Below are 12646 nucleotides of genomic sequence, written 5' to 3' on the forward strand. Positions count from 1 at the left end.
CGATCTTCGGCGTGGCGTTTCGGGGGTTCGCACGCCGACGAACCCTGTCACAGACGGTAATTATCCGACATGCGCCCTCTGTCAGCTTATGTGAATCTGATCCCGGCCCTGGCCCTTAGATCCCCACAGGAGGCAGCACCATGGCCAAGAACAAGAAGCAGGACCGTAAGCAGTCCCAGTCCCAGCGTGGTCAGCAGGTGACCCAGCCGTCGTCGATGGAGACGCAGGCCGAGGAGCGCGCCACCCAGATGACACCGGGTGACATGGCGCCCAAGGGACGCAAGAAGCGCTTCGGCCACAACTGACGTCTGAGTGACGGGTTGTTGAAGCCCGGGCTCAGCACCGAGGGGCGCATCCGCGTACGGATGCGCCCCTCGCGCACATCAAGTGTCCGGCCGTCGACGGGCGGAAGAGCCCGTCGACGGCCCGGGTAGAGCCCGCGGATCAGCCCGCCAGGCAGGACGGGCCCAGCAGCACCTTCAGGTCGCCGAACAGCGCCGGGTCGGGCTTCACCCGGTGCCGGTCCAGGCGCAGCACGGTCGTCTTGCGCGGCCCTTGGAGCTTGATCCGGACCTCGCTCTCGCCCTTGTGGTGACTGAGGATCTCGCCGAGCCGGCTGACCATGGGCGGGGTGACCCGGGTGGCCGGGATGGTGAGGATCACGGGCGCGTTGGTGCCCGCGTTCGACAGGTCGGGGACCTGGAGTTCCATGGCGACGAGCCGGGGTACGTCCTCGCGCTTGTCGAGGCGGCCCTTGACGAACACCACGGCGTCCTCGACGAGTTGGGTCGACACCAGTTGGTAGGTCGCCGGGAAGAACATGCACTCGATGGAACCGGCCAGGTCCTCCACGGTGGCGATGGCCCACGCGTTGCCCTGCTTGGTCATCTTGCGCTGCAGCCCGGAGATGATCCCGCCGATCGTCACCACCGCGCCGTCGGCGTGCTCGCCTCCGGTGAGCTGGGCGATGCCCGCGTCGGCCTTGTCGGACAGCACGTGCTCCAGGCCGAACAGGGGGTGGTCGGACACGTACAGACCGAGCATCTCCCGCTCCTGGGCGAGCAGATAGGTCTTGTCCCACTCCTCGGTGGTGAACTCCACGTCGAGGCCGAAGCCGGGCTCGCTGGTGTCCTCCTCGCCCATGCCGCCGAAGAGGTCGAACTGCCCCTCGGCCTCCTTGCGCTTGACCGCCACCACGTTGTCGATCATCGGCTCGTACTGCGCGGTGAGGCCCTTGCGGGTGTGCCCCATGCTGTCGAAGGCGCCGGCCTTGATCAGCGATTCCGTCGTCCGCTTGTTGCAGACCACCGCCTCGACCTTGTCGAGGTAGTCGGGGAAGGACGCGTACTTACCCTTGGCCTTGCGGCTGCGGATGATCGACTCGACCACGTTCGTGCCGACGTTGCGGACGGCGGAGAGGCCGAAGAGGATCACGTCGTCGCCCTGCGCGGCGAAGTTCGACTCGGACTCGTTGACGTTGGGCGGCAGCACCCTGATGCCCATGCGGCGGCACTCGTTGAGGTAGACCGCCGACTTGTCCTTGTCGTCCTTGACGGAGGTGAGAAGGGCGGCCATGTACTCGGCGGGGTAGTTCGCCTTCAGGTACGCCGTCCAGTACGAGACCAGTCCGTACGCGGCCGAGTGGGCCTTGTTGAACGCGTATCCGGCGAACGGGACCAGCACGTCCCACAGGGCCTGGATCGCCTCGTCGCTGTAGCCGTTCTTCTTGGCGCCGGCCTGGAAGATGGTGAAGTTCTTCGCCAGTTCCTCGGGCTTCTTCTTGCCCATCACGCGGCGGAGGATGTCGGCCTCGCCGAGCGAGTACCCGGCGATGATCTGGGCGGCCTTCTGGACCTGCTCCTGGTAGACGATCAGGCCGTAGGTGACCGCCAGCACCTCCTCGAGGGGCTCTTCGAGCTCCTTGTGGATCGGCGTGATCTCCTGGCGGCCGTTCTTGCGCTCCGCGTAGTTGATGTGCGAGTTCATGCCCATCGGACCCGGCCGGTAGAGGGCAGAGACGGCGGAGATGTCCTCGAAGTTGTCGGGCTGCATCTGGCGGAGCAGCGAGCGCATCGGCCCGCCGTCGAACTGGAAGACGCCGAGGGTGTCCCCGCGGCAGAGCAGTTCGAAGGTCTTCGGGTCGTCCAGCGGGAGGGAGAGCATCTCCAGGTCGATGCCCTTGTTGGCCTTCACCATCTTGATGGCGTCGTCCATGATCGTGAGGTTGCGCAGGCCCAGGAAGTCCATCTTCAGCAGGCCCAGCGACTCACACTGCGGGTAGTCCCACTGGGTGATCGTCACGCCGTCGGTGTGCCGCACCCAGATCGGGGCGTGGTCGACGATGGGCTCGCTGGACATGATCACGCCGGCCGCGTGCACACCCATCTGCCGCACCAGGCCCTCGACGCCCTTGGCCGTGTCGATGACCTTCTTGACGTCCGGCTCGTTCTCGTACATCGCCCGGATCTCGCCCGCCTCGCTGTAGCGCGGGTGCGAGGGGTCGGTGATGCCGTTGAGGTCGATGCCCTTGCCGAGGACGTCGGCGGGCATCGCCTTGGTGAGGCGGTCACCCATCGCGTACGGATAACCCAGCACGCGCGCGGAGTCCTTGATCGCGTTCTTGGCCTTGATCTTGCCGTACGTGCCGATCATGGCGACCTTGTCGGCGCCGTACTTCTCCGTCACATACCGGATCACCTCGACGCGCCGACGCTCGTCGAAGTCGATGTCGACATCGGGCATCGAGACGCGCTCGGGGTTGAGGAACCGCTCGAAGATCAGACCGTGCGGGATCGGGTCGAGGTCGGTGATGCCCATGGCGTAGGCGACGATCGAGCCGGCCGCGGAGCCTCGGCCGGGGCCGACCGCGATGCCGTTGTTCTTGGCCCACATGATGAAGTCGGCGACGACGAGGAAGTAGCCGGGGAACCCCATCTGGATGATGACGTCCATCTCGTACTCGGCCTGCTTCTGCCGGTCCTCGGGGATGCCGCCGGGGAAACGGCGCTCCATACCCCGGCGGACCTCCTCCTTGAACCAGGTGACCTCGGTGTAGCCCTCCGGGATGTCGAACTTCGGCATCAGGTCACGCTTCTCGAACATGCCCGTGGTGTCGATCTGCTCCGCCACCAGGAGGGTGTTGCGGCAGCCCTCCTGCCAGGCGTCCGAGGAGTCGATGGCGTACATCTCGTCCGTGGACTTCAGGTAGTAGCCGGTGCCGTCGAAGCGGAAGCGGTCCGGATCCGAGAGGTTCTTGCCGGTCTGGATGCACAGCAGCGCGTCGTGGGCGGTCGCCTCGTGCGCGTACGTGTAGTGCGAGTCGTTGGTGACCAGCGGGGGGATGCCGAGCTTCTTGCCGATGTCCAGCAGGCCGTCACGGACCCGGCGTTCGATCTCGATGCCGTGGTCCATCAGCTCGAGGAAGTAGCGGTCCTTGCCGAAGATGTCCTGGTAGTCGGCGGCGGCCTTCAGTGCCTCGTCGTACTGGCCCAGCCGCAGCCGGGTCTGGAGCTCTCCGGAGGGGCAGCCGGTGGACGCGATGAGTCCCTCGGACCACTGGGAGATGGTCTCCTTGTCCATCCGGGGCCACTTCTGCAGCCAGCCCTCGGCGTACGCGTCCGAGGACAGCCGGAACAGGTTGTGCAGGCCGGTCGCGTTCGCCGCCCAGATCGTCTTGTGGGTGTAACCACCCGAACCCGAGACGTCGTCCCGCTTCTGGTGCGGCTGACCCCACTGGATCTTGCGCTTGTTGCGCCGCGACTCGGGCGCCACATACGCCTCGATCCCGATGATCGGGGTGACGCCGGCCTTCTGCGCGGAGTGGAAGAAGTCGTACGCCCCGTGCAGGTTGCCGTGGTCGGACATCGCGATGTGCGTCATGCCCATCTCGTTGCACGCGTTGAACATGTCCTTCAGCCGCGCGGCACCGTCCAGCAGCGAGTACTGGGTGTGGACGTGCAGGTGCGTGAACGGCGGCTTTGACACGGCTGCGGCCTCCAGGGGAAACAATTGTCGACTGGTGTCCCACCGGCTGCGGACAGTCTGGGGGACAGCGTCGAAGTCTATGCCTCGGCACTGACACTCGGCGGGCTGCCCCGCGTACCTTCATGTGAAGAAAACGCGGCACCCCGCTCATCCCTTTCGCGCGAGGTCGCGGGCACTCCCCCGGACCGTCGCGCGTTGGTGTGGGCAAGAGGATCCGCCCCAAAAAGTCACGCACCATCTGCACCAGGAGGCACCCAGCGATGTCGGTCCCGCAGCTCAACGACGAGCACCGCGGCGAGGAGATCCTCGCCGTCTTCGACACCGCCTTCGGCCAGCTCCTGGCCGCCGACCCGGCCGCGTTCCGCGTGAAGTTCCGGAAGATGGCGGCCTCGGCCTTCGCGTTCTACCGGGGCACGGCGTGCCTCTTCTACCACGACCTCACCGCGAACGGATCCGGGGCGAAGCGGGGCGGACCGTATCTGGACGAGCGCACCTCGCGCGTGTGGATCCACGGCGACCTGCACGCCGAGAACTTCGGCACGTACATGGACGCCAACGGCCGGCTGATCTTCAACGTCAACGACTTCGACGAGGCGTACGTCGGCCCCTTCACCTGGGACCTCAAGCGCTTCTCCGCCTCCATCGCCCTCATCGGATACGCCAAGGCGCTCAGCGACGAGCAGATCACCGAGCTGGTGCAGGTGTACGCGGGCGCGTACCGCGAGCGGATCCACGCTCTCGCCACCGGCGCCAAGAGCGACGAGGTGCCCCCGTTCACCCTGGACACAGCGCAGGGCCCACTGCTGGACGCCCTGCGCGACGCCCGCTCACTGACCCGCTTCGGGCTGCTGGACTCGATGACGGAGATCCGTGACTTCGAGCGCCGCTTCGCCCCGGGCGGCGGCTCCATCGAGCTGGACGCGGCGACCCGCTACAAGGTCCTCGCGGCCTTCGACGGCTACCTGGAGACACTGCCGGAGACCTCGCTGGCCCGCCCGGACTCGTACCGCGTGAAGGACGTCGTGGGCCGCCGCGGCATCGGTATCGGCTCGGCCGGTCTGCCCTCGTACAACATCCTTCTCGAGGGCCACAGCGACGCCCTGGAGAACGACGTCGTGATCTACATCAAGCAGGCCCAGACCCCGGCCGTCTCCCGGCACATCACGGACTCGGCGATCCGGGACTACTTCCAGCACGAGGGCCACCGCACGGTGATCTCCCAGCGCGCCCTCCAGGCGCACGCCGACCCGTGGCTGGGCTGGACCGAGCTGGACGGCTCCGGCCAGCTGGTCGCCGAGGTGTCGCCGTACGCCGTGGACCTCGACTGGGGCGACATCGACGACCCGGAGGAGGTCGCGGCGGTCGTCGCCGACCTGGGCCGGGCCACCGCCACCATGCACGCGGCGGCGGACGACCAGTCCGGCGAGTCCCTGGTGCCGTTCTCCACCGAGCGGGCCATCGACGCGGCGATCGCCGCCGACGAGGAGGGTTTCGCGGGCCTGCTGGTCGACTTCGCGCACACCTACGGCGCACGCGCGCGTGCCGACCACCAGACCTTCGTGGACCTGTTCCGCAACGGACGGATTCCGGGTCTGTGACGATCCGCCGTCGGCAGGCGCCCTCGTGGTGGACGCTTTACGTCCTCACAGGGACTCTTTAGGGGTCCCTTACCGACCGGCGTGACACACTCTCCTTCGCTATGGACATATCCGGGACCCAGCTCAGAGCCGTACGCGCGGCACTGTTCACGGCACTCGTCGTGACGCTCAGCAGCGCGTCGCACGTGCTGCTGTCCCGGGTACCCCTGCCGCTCAACACGGTGGCCGTCATCGCGGCCGCCGTGTTCCTCGTCGCCTTCACCCTGGCCGGCCGCGAGCGCGGCTTCGGCCGGATCGCCGCCCTGCTGATCCCGCTGGAGCTGGCCGCCGACACGGTGTTCACCACGGGCCAGCAGGTCTGTTACGGCGCGGCCGGCGGCCCGGTCGCCGGCCCCCTGCGCTCCGTCGGCTTCGACGTGCTGTGCGGCGACGGCAGCGGGGTCGGAGCCCCGCTGACCCGGGTGACCGGCACGGACACCGACCGGCTCGCGGGGCTGCTCGCCCACGCCGGCCCGGCGACCGCCTGGCTGCTGCTCGGCACACACATCGCCATCGGCCTCCTCGCGGCCGCCTGGCTGCGCCGCGGCGAGCGGGCACTGGCCCAGCTGCTGCGGGCAGTGGCCGCGGCTACTTCGACAGCGGTCCGGCCGCTGCTGCTCGCGGTCGCCGCCGTCACCGTCCGGACGGCTCCCGCCGCACGCCGGGTGCGGCGCCCTGTCCGTCGTACCACCACCGCGCGCGAGCGGCTTCTCGTGCACTCCCTGGGACGACGTGGACCGCCGTGCTCTCGCGCGTTCGCCGGAGTCTGAGCGGGCCTCGGCCCCAGCCGGCACCGAACAGCAGCTGAGCACCAGTCAGTCCCCCTTACGTATTCCGCACACGACCCTGTCCTGTGCGCGTCCCCTACGGAGAACATCACCATGAGCACTCGGAACAGCCAGGCAGCGAAGACGGCCGCCCGGGAACGGCTGCGCCAGGAGCGCGAGCGGCAGGCCAAGCGCAACAAGATCAAGCGGCAGGTCGTCGTCGCCGGTTCGGTCGTCGGCGTACTGGCCATCGCGGGCGGCATAGGCTACGCCGTCGTCCAGAACAACAAGCCCAGCTACTGGGAGGGCCTGAAGGACGCCAAGGTCGTCGCCCCGGCCAACACCACGGGCGCCAAGGGCACCACGGTCGTCCTCGGCAAGGACACCGCCAAGAAGACCCTCAAGCTCTACGAGGACCCGCGCTGCCCGGTGTGCGCGCAGTTCGAACAGACCGTCGGGTCCACCGTGAAAAAGGACCTCGACGACGGCAAGTTCAAGATCCAGTACATCGGCGCCACGTTCATCGACAACAAGGACAACGGCCAGGGCTCCAAGAACGCGCTGAGCGCCCTGGGCGCGGCGCTGAACGTCGGCCCCGAGGCCTTCCTCGAGTACAAGACCGCGATGTACTCGACGAAGTGGCACCCGGACGAGACGACCGACAAGTTCAAGGACGACGCCTACCTCATCAAGGTCGCGAACACCGTGCCCGCGCTGAAGGACAACACCAAGTTCCAGAACGCGGTCAAGAACGGCACCTACGACGCCTGGGCACTGGCCATGTCGAAGACCTTCGACACCAACAAGGACGGCGTGAGCGGCACCCCGAGCTTCGTCATGGACGGCAAGAAGCTCACCGCCGACAGCCAGGGCAACCCGCCCATGACGGTGGCCGACTTCAACAGGGTGGTGGGTGCGGCGCTCAAGGGCTGACGATCCTCCGAGATTTCGGCCCCTCCGGGATTTCAGCCTCCGCGTGAAGAGCGGGCGAACTTTTCCCGGTTCGCCCGCTCTCGCCTGTACCGATCAGTAACCTGATCGGCCGTGACCAGTCGACACAGATCATCCGAGAGCACCGACTCCGCCAACGCCCTGTCCCCGCGCCGCCGTTCGGTCGTCAAGGCAGCGGCCGCCACCGCCGTGCTGGCCGGTCCGCTGACGGCCGCCCTGCCGGCGCGGGCCGCCGCCGACGCGCCCGCCTTCCTGCACGGCGTCGCCTCCGGGGACCCACTGCCCGACGGCATCCTGCTGTGGACCCGCGTGACGCCCACCGCCGAGGCGATACCCGGCTCCGGGCTCGGCCCGGACACCCCGGTGGACTGGATCGTCGCCAGGGACAAGGCGCTGACCGACATCGTCGCCAAGGGCACGGTCACCGCCACCGCCGCCTCCGACCACACGGTGAAGGCGGACGTGCGCGGCCTCGAGCCCGCGACCGACTACTGGTTCCGCTTCTCGGCCGGCGGCACCGACTCGCCGCCGGCCCGCACCCGTACCGCGCCGGCGGCGGACGCGAGCGTCTCCGGCCTGCGCTTCGGCGTGGTCTCCTGCGCCAACTGGGAGGCCGGCTACTTCTCCGCGTACCGCCATCTCGCGGCCCGCGGCGACCTGGACGCCTGGCTGCATCTGGGCGACTACATCTACGAGTACGGCACCGGCGCGTACGGCACCCGCGACACCGTCGTACGGCCGCACGCGCCGACCCACGAGATCCTCACGCTCGCCGACTACCGCATCCGGCACGGCCGTTACAAGAGCGACTCTGACCTGCGGGCCCTGCACGCCTCCGCTCCCGTGATCGCCATCTGGGACGACCACGAGTTCGCCAACGACGCCTGGTCGGGCGGGGCGGAGAACCACACCGACGGCGCCGAGGGCACCTGGTCGGCCCGTCAGGCCGCCGCCAAACAGGCCTACTTCGAGTGGATGCCGGTGCGCGCGGCGACAGCGGGAACGACCTACCGCCGCCTGCGCTTCGGCAAGCTCGCCGACCTTTCGCTGCTCGACCTGCGCTCCTTCCGCTCGCAGCAGGTCTCCGTCGGCAACGGCTCGGTCGACGACCCGGACCGGACGATCACCGGTCGCGCCCAGCTCGACTGGCTCAAGGCCGGGCTGAAAGCGTCCGACACCACCTGGCGGCTGGTCGGCAACTCGGTGATGATCTCGCCGTTCGCGATCGGCACGCTCACCGCGGACCTCCTGGGGCCGCTCGCCGAGCTGCTGGGCCTGCCGAAGGAGGGGCTCGCCCTCAACACCGACCAGTGGGACGGATACACGGACGACCGCCGGGAGCTGCTGGCCCACCTGCGCGCGAACGCCATCCGCAACACCGTGTTCCTGACCGGCGACATCCACATGGCGTGGGCCAACGACGTGCCGGTGGACGCCGGTACCTACCCGCTGTCCGCCTCGGCGGCCACGGAGTTCGTGGTCACCTCGGTGACCTCCGACAACCTCGACGACCTCGTCAAGGTGCCCGAGGGCACGATCTCCGCGGTCGCCGCGCCGGTCATCAAGGCCGCCAACCGGCACGTCCACTGGGTCGACACCGACCGCCACGGCTACGGCGTCCTGGACATCACCGCCGACCGCGCGCAGATGGACTACTACGTGCTGTCCGACCGCACCAAGCCGAACGCGACCTCCTCCTGGGCCCGTTCGTACCGCACGCGCTCCGGCACGCAGAAGGTGGAGCGGGCCTACGACCCCGTGTAGCCGCGGGTCACAGGCTGTCGAGGAAGCCGAGCGCCACCCGCCAGGTGGCCTCGGCCGCCTCCTCGTCCCAGTCCGGCAGGTCCGGGTCGGTGTAGAGGTGGCCGGCTCCGGCATACCGGTAGATCTCGACGTCGGCGCCCGTTCTGCCCATCTGGAGATACCAGGCGCTCAGCCAGTCGTCGGTCTCGAAGGGGTCCGGTTCGGCGACATGGAGTTGAACGGGCAGTCCGTCCGCGGTGGCGTTGGCCGCGATGTCCGAGGTGCCATGCAGAAGCAGCAGCCCGCGGGCCTTGGCGTCGCCCAGGGCGAGGGTCTGCGCGACGGAGGCGCCGAGCGAGAACCCGGCGTACACCAGCCCCCGCTCGGAATAGGGCGCGGCGGCCAGCACGGCTCGCTTGAGCAACTCTTCCTTGCCGATCTCCTCGTTGAAGGCCCGGCCGTCCTCGACCCTGTCGAAGGTGCGCCCCCCGAAGAGGTCCGGCGTCCACACCTCGTGCCCGGCGGCGCGCAACCGGTCCGCCGCCGCCCTCACGGCGGGCCTCGGGCCGTAGATCGAGTGGAAAAGCATGATGTTCATGAGGCCATGGTGCCAGCCGGGTACGACAACGCGGATCCCGGCGCGGGACAGCGGCCGTACCCACAACGGATCCGAAGTCACATGTTCATCAGTAGCCGGGGCCGGTTACGTTCGGAGGCATGGAGAATCTGCTCCGCCCACTGATCGTGGTCGGCGGGTCGGTCACGCTCACGCTTCTCATCGGCTGGGCCACCGACCTGCTGCTGCGCAAGGCCGACGAACGACACCACGAGACCCCCATGTGGGGTCTGCTGCGCCGTGGCCGCATTCCCTATCAGCTCGTGCTCTGCGCGGCGATGCTGAGAGGGACGTACGACGAGGCCAAGCTGCTGCAGCCGCACCAGGCCGCGATCGGACGGACCCTCACGCTGGTCCTCATCGGGGCCACCGCCTGGCTGGTGATCCGGATCGCCGCCGCGATAGTGGAGACGTCGTACAGCCGTTACGCGCGCGCCCACCGTGACCCGGCCCGGGTCCGGCGCGTGCGCACCCAGGTGACGCTGATCATGCGCGTGGTCTCCGCGACCGTCGGCGTCGTGGCCGTGGCCACGATGCTGCTGACGTTCCCGGCGTTCCGCGCGGCCGGTGCCTCGCTGCTGGCCTCGGCCGGCATCCTCGGCATCGTCGCCGGTGTCGCCGCGCAGTCGACGCTCAGCAACATGTTCGCGGGACTGCAGATCGCCTTCGGCGACATGGTGCGCATCGGCGACACGGTCGTGGTGGACGGCGAGTGGGGCACGGTCGAGGAGATCACGCTGACCTTCCTGACCGTACGGACCTGGGACGAGCGCCGGCTCACCATGCCCGTGTCGTACTTCACGTCCAAGCCGTTCGAGAACTGGTCGCGCGGCACCCCGCAGATGACCGGCATCGTGTACTGGCACGTCGACCACACGGCCCCGACGGACGCGATGCGCGAGAAGCTCCGCGACATCCTGCGCGAGTGCCCGGCCTGGGACGGCCGCGCCTACGGCCTCGACGTCACCGACACCACCCCGAACACCATGCAGGTACGGGCCCTGGTGACCGCCAAGGACGCGGACGACATCTGGACGGTACGGGTCACCGTCCGCGAGCGCATGATCCGCTGGCTGACCGAGGAGCACCCCTACGCCCTGCCCCGCGTCAACACGGCGGACGCGTTCCTGCCACGCAGCCGCGGCAACGGCGGCCCCTCACGGGACGGCTCGGCCCCCCGCCGCATGCAGCACGAGCCCCCGCGCACGGGCCCCCGCTGACCGGGGGCGGAGGCGACGTGCCGACGAACCGATAACCGCAAACGGGTGCGGCGCGGGTGGGAGACAAAAGTGCGACCCCACCACGGCGCCGCACCGGTTCAAGACCAACTCACCGCAGACTCCGCACATCAAGATGCCGCAGCACCCGGTCCACCACCTCCGGATCCGCCCCGGGTTCACTCCGCGCCGCCAGCACCTCGTGCCGCGCCGCACTCAGCATCTCCCCCTGGATCCGCCGTACCCGCTTGAGCCTGCGCACCCGCTGCTGATGTGCCTCCCGCCGCTCGTCCTCCGCCATGTCCGGACTGATCCGCACCCCGATGTCGAAGGCCCGCCGCAGCATCTGCTCGGACAGCTCCTCCGGCAGCTCCTCCACCGCCTCGATCTCCTTGAGCCGCTGCTTCGCCGCCTTCGCCGCCCGCACGGCCAACGCCTTCTCGAACTCCTTCTCCCGGTCCGTGTCGGCCCGCACCCCCAGCCGCTTCACCAGCCAGGGCAGCGTCAGCCCCTGAAGTACCAGCGTCGCCATGATCACGCCGAACGCGATGAACACGATCTCGTCCCGCCCGGGAAAGGCGGACCCGTCATCGGTCTTCAGGGGAATCGCCAGCGCCAACGCCACCGACGCGACTCCCCGCATCCCCGACCACCACATCACGACGGTCTCCCGCCAACTCGTCGGGATCTCCTCGTCGTAGTCCCTCTTCGCATGCAGTCGCCTGGTCAGCCAGGTCGCCGGCAGCAACCACAGCAACCGCACGAGAACGACCACGCCCACGATCGCCGCCGCCCACCCGAGCATCTCGTCCCACCGCCCGGACGCCGTCCGGATCGCGTTGTGCAGTTCCAGCCCGATCAGTCCGAACGCCACACCCGTCACCAGCGTGTCGACGATGTCCCAGAAGGTGTGCCCGGCCAGCCGGGTCAGCACGTCGTCGGCGTCGGTGGCGTACTCGGCGAGGAACAGCGCGGTGGTGAGTACGGCGAGCACCCCGGACCCGTGGAATTCCTCCGCCAGCACGTAGGAGGCGTACGGCACCAGGAGTGTGAGCCCGATCTGCAGGGTGGCGTCGTCGAGCAGGTCCATCAGCTTGTTGGCGCCCCAGCCCAGCGCCAGACCCACGGCCACCGCGACGACGGCGGAGAGCACCAGGTCGAGCCCGGCCTTCCACGGCGAGAACGTCCCGCTGACGGCCGCGGCGATCGCCACGTGGTACAGCACGATCGCCGTGACGTCGTTGAAGAGGCCCTCGCCCTCCAGGATGGACACGAGCCGGCGCGGCAGCCCGAGTTGTCCGGCGACGGCGGTCGCGGCGACCGGGTCGGGCGGCGCGACCAGCGCGCCGAGCGCCACGGCGGCGGCGACAGGCAGGCCGGGCACGATGGCGCCGGCGACGACGGCCACGCTTGCCATGGTGACGAACACCAGCGCCACGGCCAGCAGGAAGATCGGCCGTTTGTTGGCCGCGAACTGCCGCCAGGACGTGCGTCGTACGGCGGCGTAGAGCAGCGGCGGCAGCAGCGCGGGCAGGATGAGGTCCGGCGGGATGTTGACGTTCGGTACGAAGTCGAGGATCGCCAGGACGATCCCGAGGAGCGTCATCAGCACCGGCGCCGGCAGCCCGAACCGGTCCCCCACCGGGACGCTGATCACAGCCCCGAGCAACAGCACGAACAGCAGGGCCAACTGATCCACGGTCAGCGCTCCGGGCGTCTCGGTGTTCACAC

The 12646-nt window shown here is 68.9% G+C and carries 9 protein-coding genes; 6 read left to right on the top strand and 3 right to left on the bottom strand.

The genetic code is table 11. The annotated features are described in order from the left end of the window. The first annotated feature begins 140 nt into the window (after positions 1-140). The gene (locus ACIBK3_RS01925) at positions 141-305 is read left to right on the top strand and encodes a hypothetical protein (RefSeq protein ID WP_399360848.1); all 165 of its coding nucleotides are present in this window, start codon (positions 141-143) and stop codon (positions 303-305) included. Positions 306-444: 139 nt separating this feature from the next. Here ACIBK3_RS01925 and dnaE read toward each other — a convergent pair whose 3' ends face one another. After that, complete coding sequence (gene dnaE, locus ACIBK3_RS01930; RefSeq protein WP_399360850.1) at positions 445-3984, bottom strand: DNA polymerase III subunit alpha; 3540 nt, start codon at positions 3982-3984, stop codon at positions 445-447. Positions 3985-4244: 260 nt separating this feature from the next. Between dnaE and ACIBK3_RS01935 the strand changes: the two genes are divergently transcribed. From ACIBK3_RS01935 to ACIBK3_RS01950, 4 genes are all read left to right on the top strand, one after another. After that, positions 4245-5582 (top strand): DUF2252 domain-containing protein, encoded by a 1338-nt coding sequence (locus tag ACIBK3_RS01935; protein ID WP_399360852.1) that lies wholly within the window; start codon positions 4245-4247, stop codon positions 5580-5582. 101 nt (positions 5583-5683) lie between these two features. After that, positions 5684-6391, top strand: coding sequence for a hypothetical protein (locus tag ACIBK3_RS01940; RefSeq protein ID WP_399360854.1), 708 nt, complete (start codon positions 5684-5686; stop codon positions 6389-6391). Positions 6392-6502: 111 nt separating this feature from the next. After that, on the top strand, positions 6503-7321 hold the full coding sequence (locus tag ACIBK3_RS01945; RefSeq protein ID WP_399360856.1) for a thioredoxin domain-containing protein: 819 nt from the start codon (positions 6503-6505) through the stop codon (positions 7319-7321). A gap of 111 nt (positions 7322-7432) precedes the next feature. Then, positions 7433-9103: an alkaline phosphatase D family protein gene (locus tag ACIBK3_RS01950; protein WP_399360858.1), complete on the top strand. Its 1671-nt coding sequence runs from the start codon at positions 7433-7435 to the stop codon at positions 9101-9103. A 7-nt stretch (positions 9104-9110) separates the two neighbouring features. Here ACIBK3_RS01950 and ACIBK3_RS01955 read toward each other — a convergent pair whose 3' ends face one another. Beyond that, positions 9111-9680, bottom strand: a complete 570-nt coding sequence (locus ACIBK3_RS01955) for a dienelactone hydrolase family protein (protein ID WP_399360860.1) — start codon at positions 9678-9680, stop codon at positions 9111-9113. 119 nt (positions 9681-9799) lie between these two features. On the opposite strand from ACIBK3_RS01955, the gene ACIBK3_RS01960 reads away from it, so the two are divergent. Continuing rightward, positions 9800-10918, top strand: a complete 1119-nt coding sequence (locus ACIBK3_RS01960; RefSeq protein WP_399360862.1) for a mechanosensitive ion channel family protein — start codon at positions 9800-9802, stop codon at positions 10916-10918. A gap of 109 nt (positions 10919-11027) precedes the next feature. Here the strand turns inward: ACIBK3_RS01960 and ACIBK3_RS01965 are convergent, their stop codons facing one another. Beyond that, positions 11028-12614, bottom strand: a complete 1587-nt coding sequence (locus ACIBK3_RS01965; RefSeq protein WP_399362058.1) for a Na+/H+ antiporter — start codon at positions 12612-12614, stop codon at positions 11028-11030. Positions 12615-12646 lie beyond the last annotated feature (32 nt).

It is taken from the genome of Streptomyces sp. NPDC050287, from assembly GCF_044459385.1.
GTDB lineage: Bacteria > Actinomycetota > Actinomycetes > Streptomycetales > Streptomycetaceae > Streptomyces.